Origin of the sequence: Embleya scabrispora DSM 41855 (genome assembly GCF_000372745.1) — a bacterium.
Lineage (GTDB): Bacteria > Actinomycetota > Actinomycetes > Streptomycetales > Streptomycetaceae > Embleya > Embleya scabrispora.
The window spans coordinates 413,119-435,272 of record NZ_KB889562.1; the positions used below are offsets into that span (position 1 = coordinate 413,119).

A 22,154-nucleotide genomic window follows, 5' to 3' on the forward strand; every position below is an offset into this window, starting at 1 on the left:
CACGGGCCGAACACCTCGACCCGTGCGGCGTACGAGGCCGGCGAGTCGTGGATCGGCCCACCCGCGGCCGGCGGCGAATCCGGCCGGCGGGTCGGGCCGCGGGTCAGGCGACCGAACGCACATCCCGCACCAGCCCCGCCAGGCCGTCCGCCGCCAATTCGTCCAATGTGACCACCGGGCCGCCCAGGTCGACCGCGAGCCGCGCCGCCAGCCCGAGCCGAACCGGTCCGCTCTCGCAGTCCACCACCAACGAGGCGACCCCCGTCGCGGCCAACAACCGCGCCGCCCGCCGGCTCTCGCCCAGCGCGTTGCGGCCGCCGGTGGCCCGGCCGTCGGTGATCACGACCACCAGCGCCCGACGCAGCGGATCACGCAGCCGCTCCACCCGCAACGTCTCGTGTGCGCGCAGCAGTCCGGCCCCCACCGGGGTACGCCCGCCGGTGGGCAGCGCGGCCAGTCGGGCCGCGCCGATCTCGACCGAGGAGGTCGGCGGCAACACCAGCGCGGCGTCCGCGCCGCGGAAGGTGACCAGGCCGACCTTGTCCCGCCGCTGGTAGGCGTCCAGGAGCAGGGAGAGCACCGCGCCCTTGACCGCCCGCATGCGCTTGCGCGCCGCCATCGACCCGGACGCGTCCACCACGAACAGCACCAGGTTGCCCTCGCGGCCCTCACGGACCGCCTCGCGCAGATCCGCGCGCCGCAGCAGCAGCCCCGCTCCGGTGCGACCGCGCGCCTTCTGATGCAACGCCGCCGCCCGCACCGTGGCCGCGACGTGCAGCCGGGTCACCCGGCCGGCCGCGACCTGCGCACCGGTGGTGCGCCCGCTCGCGGTCCGCGCGCGCGAGCGACGCCCGGCCGCGCCCTGGCCCACCCCGGGCACCGAGAACAGTCGGGTGCGGTACGGCTCGGCCGCCGCGACGGCGGCCTGCTCCCGTCCACCGCCCGAAGCGGCGGGCGCACCCTCGACGGGCGCGTCCTCGGTGCCCGGCCGCGAACTCGGCGTCGCCTCGGTCCGCTTGGGCGCCTCGGCCGCGTTGCCCGACCCGTCCGAGCCTCCCGACGCGTTCGCGTCAGACTGCGGCGACCCGCCACCGTCCGGCCCGTCGCCCTCCGGTTCCGGTTCCGGCTCGGGCTCCGGTTCCGGCTCCGGCACGTCCGGGTCGCGCAGCGCCTCGTCGAGGTGTTCCTCATCCAGCCCCGGCGCGTCGAAGGGGTTGCGCCGCCGTCGATGCGGCAGCGCGAGCAGCGCCGCCGCGCGCACATCCTGCGCCGTCACCTCGGTCCGACCGTGCCAGGCGGCCAGCGCGATCGAGGTGCGCGCCGTGACCAGGTCCGCGCGCATCCCGTCCACCTCGAACGACGCGCACACCCGAGCGATCCGCTCCAGTTCGGCGTCCGGTAGCACCACGTCCGCCAGGACGGCGCGGGCGCGCAGGATGCGCTCGGCCAACTCGGCGTCCTCGCCCGCCCAGCGGGCCGCGAACGCGTCGGGGTCGGCCTCGTACGCCAACCGTCGGCGCACCACCTCGGCCCGCTCGCGCGGCTCCCGGCTGGCCGCGACCTCCACCGTCAGCCCGAACCGGTCGAGCAACTGCGGTCGCAACTCGCCCTCTTCCGGGTTCATCGTGCCCACGAGCAGGAATCGCGCGGCGTGCCGCACGGACACCCCCTCGCGCTCGACGTGCGAGGTGCCCATCGCCGCCGCGTCCAGGAGCAGATCCACCAGGTGGTCGTGCAGCAGGTTGACCTCGTCGACGTACAACACGCCTCGGTGCGCGGCGGCCAGCAGGCCGGGCTCGTACGCCTTGACGCCCTCGGTCAGCGCGCGCTCGATGTCCAGCGAGCCGGCCAGTCGGTCCTCACTCGCGCCGACCGGCAGTTCGACCAGGCGCGCGGCGCGGGTGGTGCCGACGAGCTTCGGGGCGTGCGGGCCGTCCGGGCACTGTGCGTCCGGGGCGGCCGGGTCGCAGGAGAAGCGGCAACCGGGCACCACCGCGACCGCGGGCAGTTGACCGGCGAGCGCACGCACCATGGTCGACTTGGCAGTGCCCTTCTCGCCGCGCACGAGCACCCCGCCGACCGCGGGCGAGACCGCGTTGAGCACGAGCGCCAGTCGCAGATCGGCCAGGCCGACGATCGCGGAGAACGGGTAGGCGGCGCTCATCCGCGTCGTCCCGCGCCAGTGGATATGCGGTCGGTTGTCACAAAGCACGCAGGCATGCGCCGTCGGCCTCCCTCGGGTGTCCACGCCCTGGTCGGTTGCGGGACCCGTGACTCGGGCCCCGGACAGCGGCAAGTCTCTGGCTCACGCCCGCCCGACGGCGCGCGTTCACAGTGGCGGGACCGCTCCGGGTTGCCGCATCGCGCCGCCTCCCTCGGACGTACCGGTGTCGAGGTGTGCCCGAACCCTCGTGGAGCACGCGCACATACCTCGACACCGGGCCCGAAGGTGCTCCGCGCGATACGCCGGATTCCTTCCCTGCTGTCGGCGACAGCCTCTCATACGCCAAAAAACGCGCCACGGCCCCCGCCGGGCGACGGGGGCCGTGGTGATGCGCTACGCGCGGATCAGAACGCGGGCAGCACGTTGCCCTTGTACTCGTCGGCGATGAACTTCTTCACCTCGGGCGAGTTCAGCAGCTTGGCCAGCTTCTGCACGCGCGGGTCGTTCTCCTTGCCCTTCTTGACCACCAGGACGTTCGCGTACGGGTTGTTCTCCGCCTTCTCGACCGCGATGCCGTCCTTGCCCGGGGTCAGCTTGGCGTCCAGCGCGTAGTTGCCGTTGATCACCGCGCCGTCCACGTCGTCCAGCGCACGGGGCAGCTGGGCCGCCTCGATCGCCTTGAACTTGAGCTTCTTCGGGTTGTCCACGACGTCCTTCTCGGTCGCCGTGGTGCCCGCGCCGTCCTTGAGCTTGATCACACCGTTGTCGGCGAGCAGCTTGAGTGCGCGACCGCCGTTGGTGGCGTCGTTGGGGAACGCGACGGTCGCGCCCTCCTTGAGGTCGGCGAGCGACTTGACCTTCTTGGAGTAGAACGCCAGCGGCTCCAGGTGCACCGGCACGACCGGAACCAGGCTGGTCTTCTTCTCCTTGTTGAACTCGTCCAGATACGGCTTGTGCTGGAAGAAGTTGGCGTCGACGTTGCCCTCGTCCAGGGCCGGATTCTGCTGGGTGTAGTCGGCGAATTCCTTGACGTCCAGCTTCAGGCCCTCCTTCGCCGCGAGGTTGTCCTTGATGTACTTCAGGATCTGCGCGTGCGGGACGGCGGAGGCGGCGACCTTGAGCGGGTCGGACGCGGACGAGCCCTTCTTGTCGTCGCTGCCGCAGGCGGCGAGACCGAGTCCGAGGGCGGTGACGGCGGTGAGGGCGACAAACTTGTTGATACGCACGAAGAGTGCCTTTCCTGGTGGTGCGGTGTACGCGGGCGGGATGCCTCGCGTCGTACGGTTGCGCGGGTCGAAAGCCGGCGGCCCTAGCGGTGGGCGAGCCTGCGGGAGAGCAGATCGCCGACGAATTGCACGAGTTGGACCAGGACGACGAGCACCGCGATGGTGACGAGCATCAGGTTCGTCTCGAAGCGTTGGTAGCCGTAGCGGATGGCCAGGTCGCCTAGCCCGCCGCCGCCGACCACGCCCGCCATCGCGGAGTAGCCGACGATCGCGACGATGGTCACCGTGATCGCGGAGATGATCGAGGGCACCGCCTCACGCACGAGCACCTTGCGCACGATGGTGATCGTGCTCGCGCCCATCGACTGCGCGGCCTCGATCAGCCCCCGGTCCACCTCGCGCACGGCGGTCTCCACCAGGCGGGCGAAGAAGGGGATGGCGCCCACGGTCAGCGGCACGATCGCGGCGTCGGTACCGATCGTGGTGCCGACCACCCACCGGGTGAACGGGATCAGCGCGACGAGCAGGATCAGGAACGGGATCGAGCGGCCCACGTTGACCACCAGGCCGAGCAGCTTGTTCGCCGGCGCGAACGCGAGCGGCCCGCCCCGGTCGGTGAGCACCAGCAGCAGCCCGATCGGCAACCCGATCAGCACGGTGATCAGCGTCGAGACGCCGACCATGTACAACGTCTCCTGCGTCGCGGTCTCCAGCAGTGGCCGCATCTCGGACCAGGTCATCTTCAGATCTCCTTGCCCGCGAGCGCCACGCCGTCGGCGGCGGCGACGTCGGCGTCCGACTCGGTGGGGGTGGCCGGGCCCTCGTCGACCACGTCGACCTGCAGGCCCTGCTCGCGCAGGTAGCCGATGGGCACCACGTTGTTCTCGAACGTGCCGTCCAGCGAGATCCGCATCCGGCCGATCTGCCGACCGCCGACGCTCTCCACCGCCGCGCCCAGCACGTTGACGTCCACGTTGTAGGTGCGCGCGAGCGTGGAGATGAACGGCTGTGCCGTCTCCTCGCCGCGGAAGGTGATGTCGACCACGGTGCGGCCCGCCGGCACATCGGGCGTGCCCAGCGGGAACATCTCCCGGGCCAGCCGCGAGTCGGAGCGGCCGAGCAGTTCGCCCACCGTCCCGGACTCGACGATCCGGCCGCCCTCCATCAGGGCCGCCGAGTCGCAGATGTTCTTGACCACGTCCATCTCGTGGGTGATCAGCAGGATGGTCAGGCCGAGCCGGTCGCGCAGGTCGCGCAGCAGCGCCAGGATCGAGCGGGTGGTCTCCGGGTCGAGCGCCGAGGTGGCCTCGTCGGACAGCAGCACGCGCGGCTCGGCGGCCAGCGCACGGGCGATGCCCACCCGCTGCTTCTGCCCGCCGGACAGTTGCGCGGGATACGCCTTGGCGTGCTCGCTCAGCCCGACCAGTTCGAGCAGTTCGGCCACCCGGCGGGCCCGGTCCCGACGCGCGATGCCGGCGATCTCCAGCGGCACCGCGACGTTTCCGGCGACGGTGCGGCTGGAGAGCAGGTTGAAGTGCTGGAAGATCATCCCGATCCCGCGCCGTTCGGCGCGCAGCGCGCTCGCGGACAGCGTGGTCAACTCGCGCCCGCCCACCTCGACGGTGCCCGACGTGGGGCGCTCCAGCAGGTTCAGGCAGCGGATCAGGGTGCTCTTGCCGGCGCCGCTGCGGCCGAGCACGCCGAAGATCTCGCCTTCGCGCACGTGCAGGTCGACGTTGTCGAGCGCGGTCACCTGCCGTTCTCGGCTGCGATAGACCTTGCTCAGGGCAGTGGTACGGATCACCGTGAAGTCCTCGGTTGGATGCGCGTGCCGAATCGGGCCCGGCGAGGGGCCGCGCGATTTCGTCACACAGGGGGCGTGGCGGGGATGACACCGGGGGCGCGGAGCGCTCGGCCCGGGAGAGGGATCAGGCCCTCAAATCCTCAACAGCCACACATTCGACAGATCTGACACGAACGGCACATGCGACGACAACCCGTGGCGGTAGCCGCGGTGCCGGATGTGTGAGCCGTCGTGAACATGATCCGATTAAAGCAGACACCCGCCCCGCAATGGAAATGTCATCCGGCCGGGGCGCCTGCGACCGGAACCGACAAAGCCCCGGCGGCCATGGATTCCATGGTCACCGGGGCTTCGAGCGCCGTTTCGCCGGGCGCCGGCGGTCGATCAGGCCGCGAGGACGGCCGTCTTGCGCAGGTAGACCAGGCTCAGCCGAGGGCTGACCTTCTCGATCCGGCCGGAGACGTACCCGAGCCGCTCGTACAGTCGCAGGTTGTTCTCACTGCGGTGGCCGGTGAACAACTCGTACTCGGCCGCGTCGGCGAGTTTCCCCTCGATCGCGCGCAGCAGCCGGGTGCCGAGCATGTGCCGCTGCAGCCGCGGGTGCACGACCAGTTTGCCGATGCGGGCCACGCCGTCCTCGATGGTGCCGCGCACCGAACCGACGACCTCCTCGCCCAGGCGCGCCACCAGGATGGTGTGCGTGTCGAACTCGGCGCGCAGACTCTCCAGGCTCTGCGTCAGCGGCTCGATGCCATAGTCGTTGTACAGGGCTGCTTCGCCCTGGTAACAGAGGTACTGAAGCTTGAGGATCTGCTCGGCGTCGGATACGTCCGCCGTGCCGATGCCTACGTTCTGCCCCATCGGTTTGCTCCCCTGATCGCCCTGATCACCGTGCGGATGTGTGTGCCGCAGCGTCATGTCACAGTGCCTTCGCAAAGGGGGAGGGTTGTCCCCTTCTCGAACACTCGCTGAACACTGCATTCGTCACTGTTCCACACGGCTTTTCCCGGACTTCTACCCGGCCCTCACCTACGCGCAATCCGCCGTTCAGGCAACCGCTTGGGCCGTGTGTCCCCGAACGAGTGATTCTCGGGTCGTCCGTTCGGCCTCCTACAGACCGGTGACCCGGCGCACGACCCCCTCCTTGATCGCCCGCACGGTCGAGAACGGCTCGGTGAGCCGATGCACCAGCAGGGTCAGGTGCGCGTCGGCACCCACCACGTACCGCGATCCGGGCGCCTTGACGGTGGCCGCCTCGACGATCTTCGCGGCCACCGCCTCCGGTTCGCTCCACAGCGGCTTCATGATCGAAAAGCCCAGGTCCATTCGCTGGAAGGCGGTCGCGAACGCCCCGCCGCGGTGCCGCTCGACGGCCTCGGCCATCTCGTCGGTGACGCCGCTGCGGAAGCCGCCGGGCGAGACCACCACCACGTCGATGCCGGCGCCGGCCACCTCCACGCGCAGCGCGTCGGAGACCGCCTCCATCGCGTGCTTCCCGGCCTGATACCAGCCGAGCAGGGGATAGCTGATCTGCCCGGCGAGCGAGGAGACCTGGATCACCCGGCCCCACTCGCGCTCGCGCATGTGCGGGATGGCCAGGCGGGCCAGCCGCATCGGGCCGAACAGCGCGGTCTCCATCTGGTGCCGGGCGTCCTCCTCGGGCACGTCCAGCACCGGCGCGAAGGACGTGCCGCCGGCGTTGTTCACCAGGATGTCGGGGCGCACGTCCTCGATCACGTCCTTGGCGCCGGCCGCGTCGGTGATGTCCAGGAGCACGGTGCGCACGTCGACGCCGGTCGCCGCCGCCGCGGCGGCGACCGCTTTCGCCTTCGCCGCGGAGCGCACCGTGCCCACCGTGCGAACGCCCGCCTCGGCGAACGCCAGCACGGTGGCCAGCCCCAGGCCCGAGTTGGCCCCGGTGACCAGTGCCGTGCGGCTCACGCGCGACCCGCCTCGACGCCGGCGGCACGGGACTTCGGCTGCCCACGGCGCGCGGCGGCGGTGCCGGTCGGCTTGGCCGCGGTGCTCATGGCCGCGCCCTTGCCGGCTCGCTTGGCCGTGCCCGCACCGGACTTGCCGGCCCTTTGGCCGCGCCTGGGCGCGGGCACCTTGATCGCGGGCGCCGGCGCGGCAGCGGCCCCCGGCGCGCCGACCGGCTGCGGATCGGCGGGCAGGTCGCGCACGCTTTGAGGCGGCGCGATCTCGTCGGCCGCCTTCAACAACAGGTTGAGCTGTTCGACGATGCTGTCGGCCAGCGCGAACGGATCCGGCAGCGCCTGCTTGTCCGCGAGCACGCCGATGTCGATCTGGTCGTGGTAGCTCATGCCACCGATGAACAATCCGAAGCCGTCGGCGATGATCCCCATCGAATGAAATGCCTCCACCTTCTGCCCGTGGGCATACAGGGGCGTGCGCGGACCGGGCACGTTCGACACGGTGGCGTTGCACAACGCGGGCAGCACGGAAGCCAGTTGCGCGTCCCGGTACAGACCGCCCAGCAGGCCGAGCAGGGCCGGCGGCGGCGCCTCGGCCAGGCCGGTGAGCAACTCGCCGCCCATCGCGCTTTGTACGGCCTTGGCCGCGTTGGAGTTCTCGTGGATGCACAACAGTCGCTCGGCGGGCTCCGCGACGTCCGTGGCCAGCCCGACGAGCATGCCGGTGATCATGTTGCCGCCCGCACGCTCACCACCGCGCGTGGCGTCCACGGGCACCGTGGCGATCAGCTGCCGCTCGGGCAACTCACCGAGGTCGTCGAGCTGTTCGCGCAGCGCGCCGGACACGATGGCGAGCACGACGTCGTTGACCTTGACCCCGAACGCGTTCTTGACCTGCTTGACGTCGGACAGCGACACGGTGCAGAACCCGTACGAACGCCGCTTGCCGATCGGCTCGTTGTACCGGGTTCTCGGCACGTTCAGCGGCAGCGCCTGCCCCAGTCGTCCGGTCATCGCGGCCTGCACGACGCCCTGCCCCAGTCGACCGAGTTGGCGACCCACCCGGACCGGGGTGCCGGCCAGCGAGAGCGCGCCCTCGCGCACCGCCTGCCAGCCCTGCGGCGGTTCGAGCGCCTCGACCGGTGCCCGCACCGGGGCTGTCTCGGTCACGACCGAGGCGCCGGGGTCCGCGTCGAAGAAGATCTCCTGCATGGCCGCGCCGGAGCGACCGTCGATGCACGCGTGATGCACCTTCCACAGGTGCGCGACCCGCCCGTGCTCCAGGCCCTCGACGATCCACCAATCCCACAGCGGCCGATTCCTCGGGAGTCGGTGACGGTAGATCTCCTCGGCCATGGCGGCGAGTTCACGCCGGCCGCCCGGGGCCTCGACGGTGGCCCGGTGCAGGTGGTTGGCGAGTTCGAAGTCGGGGTCCTCGACCCAGTGCGGCCGGGCCAGCCCCCACGGGCCCTGAACCAGTTTGCGGCGCAGCAGCGGCAGCAGGGGCAGACGCGCGGCCAACGTGCGCTCGAAGGCCGCGCGGTCGACCCGGCCCCCGGTGTCGGAGGCGTCGACGATGGTCAGGCAGACCACGTGCGCCGGCCACTCCCGCGACTCCAGGGCCAGAAAAGCCGAATCCAGACCGGAGAGCTTCACCAGGTGTTCCTCCTCCCGATGCCCGACGAGGTCAGGGCATCCTCGATGAAGCGGCGCGCCTCCCGGTTCCACACGGCCCCGATGTGCGAGCCGCGGTACCAGCAGACGGATGGTTCCTCCCAGTGCTTCCAGAGCCGGTACGCCTGCTGCGGCGTGGCCATGCGATCGGCCAGGCCGGCGTAGACGAAGCGGCGGTCCAACGGCACCCGCGGTGTCATCGCCAGCGGTGAGACCACCCGGTGGACCGTCTCGGCCTCGTCGCCGAGCAGGCCCGCCGCGCGCACCTCGCGCTTGATGTCCTCGGGTGCGTGGTGCGACATCACCCACGCCATGTCGACCGAGGGAACACCGACGATCGCGCAGTCGAGTTCCTCCAGGCTCGCGACCAGTGCGGCGACGTACGCGCCCAGCGAGAGCCCGTGCACCGCGATCGGGGTGTCCCCCTGCCGGCGGATCCAGTCCAGGCAGCGGCGCACGTCCCACACCGCCTGGCCCAGGCCGTGCACGTTGCCGAGGTAGTCGAACGAGATGAACGGCGTGTCCTGGGCGCGTGCGGACTTGCGCGGGCCGTGCATCGGCAGCACCGGGTGGATCACGTTGATGCCCAGTTCGCGGTGCAGCCGTTGGGAGCGGAACGCGGCCAAATCGCCGGGACGCCCCATGCCGAAGCCGTGCAGGTTCACCAGCCACGGCCGCGGCTTGCCGGGATGGCGCAGCACGTACGCCCACACCCGCTGATTGGCGCCCGCCGCCTGCCACCGGGTGGCGCCCGGGACGCCCGCCCACGGCACGTATTCGCTGTCGAAGGCGAGTTGTTCGTATCCGATCGTGCCGTAGAGCCTGCCCCGCACCACCGGATCGATCAGTGCCGGCGGCTCGGGGTGGAACAGGGTCGGGTCGTCCAGGTAGGTCTCGGCGCGGAACTTGTGCACCGCGTCGGAGATTTCCTCCCGGATGCGTCGGGCGTCCTCGGGATCCGGCGAGAGCCGCCCGGTCGCCAGGAGCGCGACCACGACTTCGTCGAGGAAGGCCGCGTAGACCAGCCCCGGCGTGGGAAAAACGGTCGGCATGTCCGGATAGCGACGGCGTTCGGCACGCAGCGAGCGGACATAGGAGCGCACGCCGAATCCCACGGACTGGGGCACGCTGCGCAGCAGCCCGCCGATCGGCAGATCCGAGAGCATGGAAGCCGACTTCTCACTCTCGAAACGTATGCGGCGCAGGCGATCGAGCATGCTGATCCCTCCCCTCGATCAGGGCCGACCCTAGTACGCAACGCACGGAGCGAACACAGCCAATCGCTTTTGGTAACGGCGATTTCACATATGGGACTGGAACCTCGACTTCCGCTCACACATGTGCAACAGGCCCGAAACCGGACCGCGGCCGACCCCCCGAGCACGCCGGACTGCTCCCGGGCACGCCGATGGGCCCGCCTCCTCCCCCCGGAGAATGCGGGCCCATCGTCTCAGTTCGATCGCGGTGCCGGTGGTGTTACGCGCCGGCCCACTTACGCTGGGCGGCCAAGTCCACCCGAATCTCCGCGAGTTGCTCGGCGACGCGGACCGGAGCGGTGCCGCCGCGCCCGTCCCGCGAGGCGACCGAACCGGCCACGGTCAGCACCGAGCGCACCTGCGGCGTCAACTCCGGCGAGATCTCCGCGAGTTGATCATCCGTCAGGTCCCACAGTTCGAGCCCGCGCGGCTCGCAGTACTTCACGCAGGCGCCGGCCACGTCGTGCGCGACCCGGAACGGCGTGCCCTGGCGGACCAGCCACTCGGCGATGTCGGTGGCGAGCGAGAATCCGGCCGGGGCCAGCTCCGCCAGCCGCTCCCGGTGGAAGGTGAGCGTGGCGATCATGCCGGTGAACGCCGGGAGCAGGACTTCGAGTGTGTCGCACGAATCGAAGACCGGCTCCTTGTCCTCCTGGAGATCGCGGTTGTAGGCCAGCGGCAGCGCCTTGAGCGTGGCCATCAGCCCGGTCAGGTTGCCGATCAGCCGACCGGACTTGCCGCGCGCGAGCTCGGCGATGTCCGGGTTCTTCTTCTGCGGCATGATCGAGGACCCGGTGGAGAAGGCGTCGTCCAGGGTCACGAAGGAGAACTCCTTCGTGTTCCAGATGATGATCTCCTCGGCCAGCCGGGACAGGTTCACCCCGAGCATCGCGGTGACGAACGCGAACTCGGCCGCGAAGTCGCGCGAGGCGGTGCCGTCGATCGAGTTCGCCGCGGATGCGGAGAAGCCGAGGTCGCGGGCCACCGACTCGGGGCTGAGCCCGAGCGAGGATCCCGCGAGCGCACCGGATCCGTACGCGGACACATCCGCGCGCCTGTCCCAGTCGCGCAGCCGGTCGGCGTCGCGGGCGAACGCCTGCACATGCGCGAGCAGGTGATGCGCCAGCAGCACCGGCTGGGCGTGCTGCAGGTGGGTACGGCCCGGCATGACCACATCCGCGTGCGCGGCGGCCTGTTCGACCAGCGCCTCCTGGAGATCGGCCAGCAGCCGGCCCAGGATCCGCGCGTGCTCGCGCAGGTACATCCGACCCAGGGTGGCGATCTGGTCGTTGCGCGAGCGGCCCGCGCGCAGCTTGCCGCCCAGGTCGGGGCCCAGGATCTCGAGCAGTCCGCGCTCGAGCGCGGTGTGCACGTCCTCGTCCGCGATGGTGGCGACCAGGTCACCGGACTCGACGTTGTTTTCCAGCGTATCCAGGCCGGCCAGCATGCGGGTCAGCTCGTCGTCGGTGAGCAGCTCGGCCGCGTGCAGCACGCGGGCGTGCGCCCGGGAGCCGGCGATGTCGTACGGCGCGAGCCGCCAGTCGAAGTGCACGCTGGCGGAGAGCAGGGCAAGGGCCTCGGAGGGGCCGCCGGAGAAGCGGCCTCCCCACAGACTCACCCGATCGGGGTTGTTGGTCACGACTGGTCGTTGTCCCGCCGTGCGGCGATCTTGCTGGACAGACCGAACAGCTCGATGAAGCCCTTGGCCTGCGACTGGTCGAACGTGTCGCCGGTGTCGTAGGTGGCCAGGTTGAAGTCGTAGAGCGATTCGTCGCTGCGCCGACCGGTGACCACGGCCCGACCGCCGTGCAGGGTCATCCGGATGTCGCCGGACACGTGCTCGTTGGCCTCGGCGATGAAGCCGTCCAGGGCCCGCTTGAGCGGGGAGAACCACAGGCCGTCATAGACCAGCTCGGCCCAGCGCTGCTCGACGGTCCGCTTGTAGCGGGCCAGTTCGCGCTCGACGGTGACGTTCTCCAGCTCCTGGTGCGCGGTGATCAGCGCGATCGCGCCCGGGGCCTCGTAGACCTCGCGGCTCTTGATGCCCACGAGCCGGTCCTCGACCATGTCGATCCGGCCGATGCCCTGGGCGCCGGCCCGCCGGTTCAGCTCCTCGATCGCCTGGAGCACGCTGACCGCGCGGCCGTCGATGGCGACCGGCACGCCGCGCTCGAAGGTGATCACGACCTCGTCCGCGTCCCGCGGCGTGGCCGGGTTCTGGGTGTACTCGTACACGTCCTCGATCGGCGCGTTCCAGATGTCCTCCAGGAAGCCGGTCTCCACGGCCCGCCCGAAGACGTTCTGGTCGATCGAGTACGGCGACTTCTTGGTGGTGGCGATCGGCAGGTTCTTCGCCTCGGCGAACGCGATCGCCTTGTCCCGGGTCATCGCGTAGTCGCGGACCGGGGCGATGCACTTGAGCTCGGGCGCCAGCGAGGAGATGCCGACCTCGAACCGGACCTGGTCGTTGCCCTTGCCGGTGCAGCCGTGCGCGACCGTGGTGGCGCCGTGCTTCTTCGCGGCGGCGACCAGGTGCTTGACGATCACCGGGCGAGAGAGCGAGGAGACCAGCGGGTAACGGTCCATGTAGAGCGCGTTGGCTTGGATCGCCGGCAGGCAGTAGCCGTCGGCGAACTCGTCGCGGGCGTCGGCGACCTCGGCCTCGACCGCGCCGCAGGCCAGCGCCCGCTTGCGGATGATGTCCAGGTCCTCGCCGTTCTGGCCGACGTCGACGGCCACCGCGATGACCTCGGCGCCGGTTTCCTCGGCGATCCACTGGATACAGACGGAGGTGTCGAGACCTCCGGAGTAGGCGAGTACGACGCGCTCGGTCACGAGCGTGCTCCTTCGAAGAGTGATCGGGCGGATGTGGTGCGGTGTTTCGCCGGAGCCGAGCGCTCTAGCGGGGTGCAAAAGTGTGTGTGGCCGGGCCCGGGCCGCCTACCCCTTGTTCTCGGCGAGCGCCAGGAGGTGGGCGGCGAGCGCCGCGCCTCCCTCGGGGTCGCGCGAGACCATCAGGATGGTGTCGTCGCCGGCGATGGTGCCCAGGATCAGCCGGGAGTCGGCGTGATCCATGGCCGAGGCCAGGAACTGGGCCGCCCCGGGCGGTGTGCGCACCACCACGAGGTTGCCCGACGCCTCGGCCGACACCAGCAGTTCGCCGGCCAGGCGCGACAGCCGTCCCTCGACCGCGGACTCCTCCAGCGGCGCCCGGGGGGTGCGGTCGCCGCCCTCCGCCGGTACGGCGTAGATGAGCGATCCCTCCCCGTCGCGGATCTTGACCGCGCCGAGTTCGTCGAGGTCCCGGGAGAGTGTGGCCTGGGTGACGGCGAGGCCGTCCTCGGCGAGCAGCCGGGCGAGTTGATTCTGCGACCGGACCCGGTGCCGGGTCAGGATGTCGACGATCCGCCGGTGCCGGGCGATCCGGGTGCTGGGCACCGCGTACACGCCCTCGACCGGGGTCGCTTCACTGCTTCGCTCGCTGCTCATGGGACGACCTCGCCTAGTGTCGGACTCGTCGTCGTCGGATGTGGGTCACGGTGTTCCTCCGGCGGGTGCGGCGGCGAGGCCGGCGTCCAGGATTGCGGGCAGGGCTTCGAGCAGCGCGTCCACGTCCGCGTCGTCCACGACGAGCGGAGGGGCGAGCCTGACCCGGGTGGGCACGGCGGCGTTGACGAGGAAACCCGCGTCCTGCGCCGCCTTTTGCACGGCCGGCGCCACCGGTGCGGTGAGCACGATACCGATCAACAGGCCCGCTCCGCTGACCCGACCGACCAGCGGATGGGCGATCTTCTCGATACCCGCCCGAAGGTGCTCGCCCAAGCGCGCCGAGCGCCCGCACAGGTCCTGGTCCTCGATGGTCTCCAGCACCGCGAGCGCCGCGGCGCAGCACACCGGATTGCCGCCGAACGTGGTGCCGTGCTGGCCGGGTCGAAGCAGCTCCGCCGCCGCGCCGAACGCCACGCAGGCGCCGATCGGCAGGCCGCCGCCCAGGCCCTTGGCCAGGGTGACCACGTCGGGTTCGATACCCAGCGGCTGGTGTGCGAACCACGCGCCGGTGCGGGCGATGCCGGTCTGGATCTCGTCCAGGATCAGCAGCGCGCCGTGCGCGGCGGTTATCTCCCGGGCCGCGACCAGGTAGCCCTCGCCGGGCATGACCACGCCGTTCTCGCCCTGGATGGGCTCCAGGATCACCGCGGCCGTCTGCGGTCCGACCGCGGCGCGCAGCGCCTCGATGTCGCCGTAGGGCACGAAGTCGACGCCGCCGGGCAGCGGGGCGAACGGCTCGCGCTTGGCGGGCTGACCGGTCATCGCCAGCGCACCCATGGTGCGGCCGTGGAAGCCGCCCTCGGCCGCGATGATCTGCGGCCGGCCGGTGCGCCGGGCGATCTTGAACGCGGCCTCGTTGGCCTCGGCTCCCGAGTTGCCGAAGTAGACCCGGCCGGGGCGACCGAACAGCCCGAGCAGCCGTTCGGCGAGCGCGACCGGCGGCTCGGCGATGTAGAGATTGGACACGTGGCCCAGCCGGCCCAGTTGCTCGCTCACCGCGGCGGCGATCGCCGGGTGCGCGTGGCCGAGCGAGTTGACCGCGATGCCGCCGAGGAAGTCGAGGTAGGTATTGCCGTCGCTGTCCACGACGCGCGCCCCGGAGCCGCTGACCAACTCGATCGAGGGCGTGCCGTAGTTGTTCATCAGCGACCGATTCCACCGCTGTGTCAGTGCACCCGTCCCGGTGACCGTCATGCCGCCCCCTCCGCTTCGTGGTCGTCTTGTCCGGCGAAGGCGCCGGCCGGCCGGGCCGGGACCACCATGGTCCCGATCCCCTCGTCGGTGAACACTTCGAGCAGCAGCGAGTGCGCGACCCGCCCGTCCAGGACGTGGGCGGCCGGCACCCCGGCCCGCACCGCCCGCAGGCACGCCTCCATCTTGGGAAGCATGCCGCTGGACAGCGTCGGCATCAGCGCCGCCAACTCGTCGGCGTCCAGGCTGGATATCACCTCGTCGCTGGTGGGCCAGTTCGCGTACAGCCCCTCGACGTCGGTGAGCACGACCAGTTTCTCCGCGCCCAGCGCCACCGCCAGCGCGGAGGCCGCGGTGTCCGCGTTGACGTTGTAGACGTGCCCGTCGGCGCCGCGGGCGATCGAGGAGATCACCGGTATGCGGTTGTCGTGCAGGAGTGCCTTGATCGCGCCCGGGTCGACCTCGACGATGTCGCCGACCAGGCCGATGTCGACCGCCTCGCCGTCCACGATCGCGTGCCGCTTCTCGGCGGTCATCGTGTGCGCGTCCTCGCCGGTCATCCCGACCGCGAACGGGCCGTGGTCGTTGATCAGACCGACGATCTCGCGCTGCACCTGGCCGGCGAGCACCATCCGCACCACGTCCATCGCCTCGGGCGTGGTCACCCGCAGGCCGCCCGCGAAGGAGGACTCGATGCCGAGCCGGTCCAGCTGCGCGCTGATCTGCGGGCCGCCGCCGTGCACGATCACCGGGCGCAGCCCCGCGAAGCGCAGGAACACCAGGTCCTGGGCGAAGGCGCGTTTGAGCGCGTCGTCGACCATGGCGTTGCCGCCGAACTTGATCACCACGGTCTTGCCGTAGAAGCGCTCCAACCACGGCAGCGCCTCGATCAACGTGCGCGCCTTGGCCAGTGCCGCGTTGTTGCGGCCCTGTTTGTCGGCCGACTCCGTCCGCATCCCGCTTCCCCTCGTCTGGCTGTCCGTACCGGTCATGACGAGTAGGCCGAGTTCTCGTGGACGTAGTCGGCCGTGAGGTCGTTGGTCCACACGGTCACGGTGGCCTCGCCCGCGTTCAGGTCGGCCACGATGTGCGTCTCGCGTGGGGTCATGTCGACCAACTCGCGGTCCTCGCCCACGAAGCCGTCCCGGCACACCCACACGCCGTTGAACGCGACGTCGAGCCGATTCGGGTCGAAGGCAGCGGCGGTGGTGCCGATCGCGGCCAGCACCCGGCCCCAGTTGGCGTCCTCGCCGTGCACGGCGCACTTGAAGAGATTGTTCCGGGCGATCGAGCGGGCCACCTCGAGCGCGTCCGCCTCGGTCGCGGCGCCCACGACGTCGATGCGAATGTCCTTGCTCGCGCCTTCGGCGTCGCCGATCAGCTGCCGGGCCAGATCGCCGCCGACCGTGCGCACCGCCTCGGCGAACGCGGCGGGGTCGGGCTCCACGCCGGAGGCACCGGAGGCCATGAGCAGCACGGTGTCGTTGGTGGACATGCAGCCGTCGGAGTCGATCCGGTCGAACGTGGTGTGCGTGGCGCCGCGCAGCACGGCGTCCAGCGTCCGGGCGTCGACCACGGCGTCGGTGGTCAGCACGACGAGCATCGTGGCCAGCCCCGGGGCGAGCATGCCCGCGCCCTTGGCCATCCCGCCGACCGTCCACCCGGCGGGGTCGGTGACGACGGACTGCTTGTGCACGGTGTCGGTGGTCTTGATCGCGATCGCCGCGTCCGCGCCGCCGTCCGCGCTCAGCGCCGCGGCGGCCTTGGCCACGCCCGGCAGCAGCTTGTCCATCGGCAGTTGCACGCCGATCAGACCGGTGGAGGCCACCACGATCTCGCCCGCGTTGAGCCCGAGCAGCTCGGCGACCCGCTCGGCGGTGGCGTGCGTGTTGCGAAAGCCCTCGGTGCCGGTGCACGCGTTGGCGCCGCCGGAGTTGAGCACCACCGCCTGCACCTGGCCGGCCTTGACCACCTGCTCCGACCACACCACCGGCGCCGCCTTGACCCGGTTCGAGGTGAACACGGCCGCGCCCGCGATCGAGGGGCCGTCGTTGACGACCAGGGCCACGTCGGGCAGGCCCGTGCTCTTGAGGCCCGCGGCCACGCCCGAGGCCCTGAAGCCCTTTGCTGCGGTGACGCTCACGGCGCTACCCCCGTCTTGCTCAGTCCCAGGTCCTCGGCCAGGCCGAGGGCGATGTTGGTGCTCTGGATGGCACCGCCGGCGGTGCCCTTGGCGAGATTGTCGATCGCGCCGACCACGACCAGCCGGCCGGCCCGCTCGTCGACGGCCACCTGCAACACGGCGGTGTTCGCGCCGTAGACCATCGCGGTGGCCGGCCACTGTCCCTCGGCCAGCAGGTGCACGAAGGCCTCGTCGGCATAGGCCGCGGCGTATGCGGCGCGCACCGTCTCGGCACTCACACCGGGCTTGAGCCGGGCGGTGCAGGTGGCCAGGATGCCGCGTGACATCGGCACCAGGGTCGGCGTGAAGGACACAGTGACGTCCGCGTCGGTCACCGCGCGCAGGCCCTGGATGATCTCCGGGGTGTGTCGGTGCACCCCGCCCACGCCGTACGCACTCGCGGAGCCCATCACCTCGCTGCCGAGCAGGTGCGTCTTGGGTGCCTTGCCCGCCCCGGAAGTACCGGAGGCGGCCACCACGACCCAGTCGGGTTCGACCAGGTCGGCGGCCAGCGCGGGCACCGTGCACAGCAGCGACACGGTCGGATAGCAGCCCGGCACCGCGATCCGCCTGGTGCCCGCCAGGGCGGCCCGGCCGCCCGGCAGCTCGGGCAGTCCGTACGGCCATGTCCCGGCATGGGAGGATCCGTAGAACTCCTCCCAGTCCGTCGCCTCCCGCAGGCGGTAGTCCGCACCGCAGTCCACCACGAGCACGTCCGCGCCCAGCTGCGCGGCCAGCGCGCCCGACTGTCCGTGCGGCAGGGCCAGGAAGACCACGTCGTGACCGGCGAGGTTCTCGGCGGTGGTCTCGGCGAGCACGCGGTCGGCCAGCGGCAACAGGTGCGGCTGCAGCTCGCCCAGGCGTCGGCCCGCGTTGGACCCCGCCGTGAGCGTGCCGATCTCGATCTCCGGGTGCGCGAGCAGCAGACGCAGGATTTCCCCGCCCGCGTATCCGCTCGCCCCGGCCAGTGCCGCCTTGGCCCCCATACCGCCTCCTCGTGTGAAGCATGACTATACGGTTCAATGAATCTCTATGCAAGTACGGTGGGTGACCGCCGGGCCGAAGGCGGTTCCGGGCAAGCCTGCCGCCCGTCACCGCCACCCCAGTAGGGCGCGGGGCCGGTGCGTTAGGATCAGCCGACTTCGGATACGCGCCCCCCAGTGGGCAGTCGACCGCCGGCGGGACGGCAGCGACGTGCAGCAGACGGCGGGCGCCCCCGCCCAGGAAACGAACGAGACCACGTGACCCCTCCCCCCGGCACCTCCGGGCCCGCCGGCGCCTCGCGCGCCGCCGGCACGGACCTACAGTCCCCGACCGGCGAGCCGCGATCGGCTGCCGCATCGGACCCCGCGGAACCCGATGACGCGTCGAACGACGCGTCATCGGCGCGACGTCGGCGCCCGCGCGTCCCGCTGCCGGATCTGGTCGCCCTGGGACTGCCGACACTGGTGTTCGCGATCATGGGCTGGCATCAGCGCTGGATCACCGACGACGGCCTGATCTTCACCCGCGCGGTACGCGAGATCCTGGCCGGCAACGGCCCCGTGTACAGCTCCGGCGAACGGGTCGAGACGTCCACCAGCACGCTGTGGCAGTGGCTGCTCGCGTTGCTCGGCGGGATCACCCCGTTCGACTACGCGCCCACCGCCGTCTACACCGGCCTGATCCTGGCCGTCGCCGGACTGTGGCTGTCCCTGGACGGCACCCGCCGACTCTTCCGCGGCATGGCCGTCACCCGGCTGCTGCTGCCCGCCGGCGTGCTCGTGTTCATCGCCATCCCCTCCGTGTGGGACTTCGCCACCGCCGGCATGGAGACCGGACTGATCCTGTTCTGGATCGGCCTGTCCTGGTGGTTGCTGATCGGCACCTGGCTGCGCCCGGTCGGCACCCACACCACCCGCCGCACCCTCGCCCTGTCCCTGTGGTTCGGCCTGGGCCCACTGGTGCGCCCCGATCTGGGCCTGACCATGGTGGTCCTGCTCGTCGCCCAGTTCCTGCTGATCCGCGCCCGCTGGCCCAAGGCCCTGGCGATGCTGGCCTGCGCCGGGTTCCTGCCCGCCGCGTACGAGATCTTCCGAATGGGCTACTACGGCCTGATCTTCCCGATGCCCGCGCTCACCAAGGAGGCGTCGGGCTCGTTGTGGGGCCGGGGCTGGGACTACCTGACCGACTACATGCGGCCGTACCACCTGTGGATCCCGATGATCCTGATCCTGGTCGCCGTCGCGGTCGCGCTCACCCGGCGCCGCCCGGCCGACCGCCGCACCTGGATCGTCATCGCCACCCCCCTGGTCGCGGCCCTGGGCCAGACCGTCTACGTGCTCAAGGTCGGCGGCGACTTCATGCACGGCCGGATGTGGCTGCCGGTCCTGCTCCTGGTGCTGCTCCCGCTCCTGCTCGCCCCGCTGGATCGGCTCCTCACCCCGGCGATCGTGCTCGTCGCGGTCTGGGCCGTGGTCTGCGGCACCACCCTGCGCTCCGGCGTGATCACCACGCCCGCCCCCGACGGCCACGGCAACCAGGTCTGGAACGAACGCGACACCTACGCGGCCTGGACCCGAACCGACAACCCCACCACCGAAAAGGCGCACATCCGGACGCTGCCGACGATAGAAGAGGCGTTCCGTAACGAAAAGGCGACCGGCGAGCGTTTGTTGTTCGTGGACCCGAACTACATGAAGATCCCGCCGCTGCCGCTGCGCCGCGACCTGCCCTACGACAAGGGGTTGGTCATCGGCCGCCTCGGCGTGGGCGGCTCGATCACCCCGCTCGGCGGCATCGTGGTCGACGTGTGGGGCCTGTCCAACACGGTCGGCGCGCACATCACCGAGACCCAGCACACCGCGGCGGGGCACAAGAAGCTGCTGCCCTTCGCCTGGAACGTCGCGCTGTACGTCGACCCGGCCGGCGACGCGCTGGTGCCCGAGGACGCCGCGCCCGCCGCGGAGATCCGGGCCGCCCGGGCCGCGCTCGGGTGCGGTGACCTCAAGGAACTCGTCGACTCGGTCACCGAACCGATGTCCGCGTCACGCTTTTGGAAGAACCTGACCGGCGCCGCGGGCCGCACCGATCTGCGAATCCCGGCCAACCCGATCGAGGCCGAAAAGAAATTCTGCGCACCCTCCTGAGCCCGCCATCGGCACGGCAGGCGATCATCAGTGGTTATGGTGTGGTCGGCCCGCCCGCCCCGTCTGGAGTCAACGAACCATGAGCCTCGTGAGTGTGCTGTCCGGGCGCTCGCGCTCCGGGCGGCGGGCCCATCCCTCGACGGACGGCCCGCAGCCCCGCGGCATCACCCGCTGGAACACCGCGATGGTGCTGGTGCCCACGCTGATCCTGCTGATCCTGGGCTGGCATCGACGCTGGATCAGCGACGACGGCCTGATTTTCACCCGCACGGTCCGCCAGATCCTCGCCGGGCACGGCCCGGTGTTCAACGTCGGCGAACGCGCCGAGGCGTCCACGAGCACGCTGTGGCAGTGGATCCTGGTCCTGGCCTCGTGGATCACCCAGATGGACGTGGGCCGGCTCGCCGTCCACCTGGGCCTGCTGTGCACCGCCGCCGGCTACGCGCTGGCCCTGCACACCACCCGCCGGCTGCACACCCGCATCGCCGGGACGATCCCTCTGGTGCCGCTCGGCGTGATCGCCCTGCTCGCGCTGCCGCCGGTGTGGGACTTCGCCACCTCGGGCCTGGAGACCGGCCTGACCACGCTGTGGACCGCCGGCTGCTGGTGGCTGCTGGTCCGCCTGCCCCACGACCCGCGCGCCCGGGTCGCCTACGGCCTGGCCTTCCTGGCCGGCCTGGGCCCGATGGTGCGGCCCGACCTGGCGATCGCCACGCTCGGCTTCCTGGTCGCACTCGCCGTCGTCCGCCGCCCGCGCCTGCTGCACACCATGGCCCTGCTCGGCACCGCGTTCACCGTGCCGCTGCTGTACGAGATCTTCCGGATGGGCTACTACGGCGTCCTGCTCCCGCTGCCGGCCGTCACCAAGGAGGCATCCGCGGCCGACTGGTCCCGAGGCTGGAACTACGTCCGCGACCTGACCGACCCGTACCACCTGTGGATCCCGTTCGTGGTGCTCCTGGCCGTGGTGGTCGGCCGATCGGTACCCCGCCTGCGCGACCCCGCCGGCGCGAGCGCGCGCCTGCGCGCGATCGACCGTGCCGGATGGGCCCGGATCACCGTGTACGCGGTGCCCGTGCTGTGCGGTCTGGCGATGCTGCTCTACGTTGTCCGCGTCGGCGGCGACTTCATGCACGCCCGGATGTTGCTGCCGGGCCTGTTCATGCTGCTCCTGCCGATCCTGCTGGTCCCCGCGAACCGGCTCGCGATCCCGGCGGCTACGGTCCTGATCGGCTGGGCCACGGTCTGCGCGATCACCTTCCGGGTGCCCTACGAGGGCATCGGCCCGCGCGGCATCGCCGACGAACGCGCCTTCTACGTCGGCGCGCTCAAGGTCGCCAACCCGGTCACCGCGTACTCCTACGTGGCCAACTACCCGCGCTTCCCGGCCGCCGCGAACGCCGCCCGCGCCGACCACACGCACGTGATCGTCTACCCCTGGTACGACGGCTTCTACGTCACCGCGCTCGACCCGAACCTGCCCGCCCCGGTCGCCACCGTCTGGGCCAACCTCGGCATGAACGGCGCCAACACCCCGCTCGACGGCGTCTCCGTGGACATCCTGGGCCTGGCCTATCCGCTGGCCGCACACGTCGAACTCACCACCCGCGGCCGCCCCGGCCACGAGAAGCAGATCGACATCGCCTGGATCTTCGCCCAGTACGCCTCCCCCGACGCCGTCCTGCCGCCCGGCATCGACCCGATCCGGGTCAAGGCCGCGCGCTACGCCCTCACCTGCGGCGACGCCAACCGGGGCAAACTCAAGGAACTCCAGGACTCGGTCCACGAACCGATGTCCTGGAGCCGCTTCAAGAAGAACTTCACCGGCGCCTTCGACCGCACGTCGTTCCGCTTTCCGACCAACCCGGTCACCGCCGCCAAGGAAATCTGCGGCATCGACGTCCTGTCCAAAGACGTCCTCCCCAAAGACAACCCCAACCGCTGACCCCCACCCCCCACCGCCAGCCCCCTCACCGCCCCCCCAACCCGCACAAACCAGACCGCCCCCCACCCCCGGCGCGTCAGCGCCCCCGACCCGCGCCGCCC

The 22,154-nt window shown here is 71.1% G+C and carries 17 protein-coding genes; 2 read left to right on the top strand and 15 right to left on the bottom strand.

All coding sequences use genetic code 11. The features are described from left to right. Positions 1-103: 103 nt before the first annotated feature. From A3IC_RS0103895 to argC, 15 genes are all read right to left on the bottom strand, one after another. The gene (locus tag A3IC_RS0103895) at positions 104-2,164 is read right to left on the bottom strand and encodes a putative cobaltochelatase (protein WP_020548755.1); all 2,061 of its coding nucleotides are present in this window, start codon (positions 2,162-2,164) and stop codon (positions 104-106) included. A 404-nt stretch (positions 2,165-2,568) separates the two neighbouring features. Further along, on the bottom strand, positions 2,569-3,390 hold the full coding sequence (locus tag A3IC_RS0103900; RefSeq protein WP_020548756.1) for a MetQ/NlpA family ABC transporter substrate-binding protein: 822 nt from the start codon (positions 3,388-3,390) through the stop codon (positions 2,569-2,571). Between the two features lie 83 nt (positions 3,391-3,473). Further along, positions 3,474-4,130 carry a methionine ABC transporter permease gene (locus A3IC_RS0103905; RefSeq protein WP_020548757.1) on the bottom strand — a complete coding sequence of 219 codons (657 nt, stop codon included), beginning with the start codon at positions 4,128-4,130 and terminating at the stop codon, positions 3,474-3,476. A 2-nt stretch (positions 4,131-4,132) separates the two neighbouring features. Next, a complete protein-coding gene (locus A3IC_RS0103910) occupies positions 4,133-5,194 on the bottom strand; it encodes a methionine ABC transporter ATP-binding protein (protein ID WP_020548758.1) in 1,062 nt (353 codons plus the stop codon). Positions 5,195-5,578: 384 nt separating this feature from the next. Next, the gene (locus A3IC_RS0103915) at positions 5,579-6,055 is read right to left on the bottom strand and encodes a GNAT family N-acetyltransferase (RefSeq protein ID WP_020548759.1); all 477 of its coding nucleotides are present in this window, start codon (positions 6,053-6,055) and stop codon (positions 5,579-5,581) included. A gap of 249 nt (positions 6,056-6,304) precedes the next feature. Beyond that, positions 6,305-7,135, bottom strand: coding sequence for an SDR family NAD(P)-dependent oxidoreductase (locus tag A3IC_RS52375; protein ID WP_020548760.1), 831 nt, complete (start codon positions 7,133-7,135; stop codon positions 6,305-6,307). Then, positions 7,132-8,784 (bottom strand): wax ester/triacylglycerol synthase family O-acyltransferase, encoded by a 1,653-nt coding sequence (locus A3IC_RS68265; protein ID WP_020548761.1) that lies wholly within the window; start codon positions 8,782-8,784, stop codon positions 7,132-7,134. The genes A3IC_RS52375 and A3IC_RS68265 overlap by 4 nt, the downstream gene beginning before the upstream one ends. Further along, the gene (locus A3IC_RS68270; RefSeq protein ID WP_020548762.1) at positions 8,781-10,019 is read right to left on the bottom strand and encodes an alpha/beta hydrolase family protein; all 1,239 of its coding nucleotides are present in this window, start codon (positions 10,017-10,019) and stop codon (positions 8,781-8,783) included. The genes A3IC_RS68265 and A3IC_RS68270 overlap by 4 nt, the downstream gene beginning before the upstream one ends. Before the next feature lie 259 nt (positions 10,020-10,278). Then, a complete protein-coding gene (gene argH / locus A3IC_RS0103935) occupies positions 10,279-11,697 on the bottom strand; it encodes an argininosuccinate lyase (RefSeq protein WP_020548763.1) in 1,419 nt (472 codons plus the stop codon). Continuing rightward, positions 11,694-12,893: an argininosuccinate synthase gene (locus A3IC_RS0103940; protein WP_020548764.1), complete on the bottom strand. Its 1,200-nt coding sequence runs from the start codon at positions 12,891-12,893 to the stop codon at positions 11,694-11,696. Before A3IC_RS0103940 ends, argH begins: the two co-directional genes overlap by 4 nt. A gap of 105 nt (positions 12,894-12,998) precedes the next feature. Next, positions 12,999-13,547 carry an arginine repressor gene (locus A3IC_RS0103945; protein WP_020548765.1) on the bottom strand — a complete coding sequence of 183 codons (549 nt, stop codon included), beginning with the start codon at positions 13,545-13,547 and terminating at the stop codon, positions 12,999-13,001. 45 nt (positions 13,548-13,592) lie between these two features. After that, complete coding sequence (locus tag A3IC_RS0103950; protein WP_020548766.1) at positions 13,593-14,801, bottom strand: acetylornithine transaminase; 1,209 nt, start codon at positions 14,799-14,801, stop codon at positions 13,593-13,595. Beyond that, the gene (gene argB, locus A3IC_RS0103955; protein ID WP_020548767.1) at positions 14,798-15,754 is read right to left on the bottom strand and encodes an acetylglutamate kinase; all 957 of its coding nucleotides are present in this window, start codon (positions 15,752-15,754) and stop codon (positions 14,798-14,800) included. Before argB ends, A3IC_RS0103950 begins: the two co-directional genes overlap by 4 nt. 32 nt (positions 15,755-15,786) lie before the next feature. Then, the gene (gene argJ / locus A3IC_RS0103960; RefSeq protein ID WP_026217864.1) at positions 15,787-16,941 is read right to left on the bottom strand and encodes a bifunctional glutamate N-acetyltransferase/amino-acid acetyltransferase ArgJ; all 1,155 of its coding nucleotides are present in this window, start codon (positions 16,939-16,941) and stop codon (positions 15,787-15,789) included. Further along, positions 16,938-17,966, bottom strand: coding sequence for an N-acetyl-gamma-glutamyl-phosphate reductase (gene argC / locus A3IC_RS0103965; RefSeq protein WP_020548769.1), 1,029 nt, complete (start codon positions 17,964-17,966; stop codon positions 16,938-16,940). Before argC ends, argJ begins: the two co-directional genes overlap by 4 nt. Positions 17,967-18,221: 255 nt before the next feature. Between argC and A3IC_RS52380 the strand changes: the two genes are divergently transcribed. Together A3IC_RS52380 and A3IC_RS52385 are read left to right on the top strand one after the other, a co-directional pair. Then, positions 18,222-20,108, top strand: a complete 1,887-nt coding sequence (locus A3IC_RS52380; RefSeq protein ID WP_020548770.1) for an arabinofuranosyltransferase AftB family protein — start codon at positions 18,222-18,224, stop codon at positions 20,106-20,108. A gap of 79 nt (positions 20,109-20,187) precedes the next feature. Continuing rightward, complete coding sequence (locus A3IC_RS52385; RefSeq protein WP_020548771.1) at positions 20,188-22,053, top strand: arabinofuranosyltransferase AftB family protein; 1,866 nt, start codon at positions 20,188-20,190, stop codon at positions 22,051-22,053. Positions 22,054-22,154 lie beyond the last annotated feature (101 nt).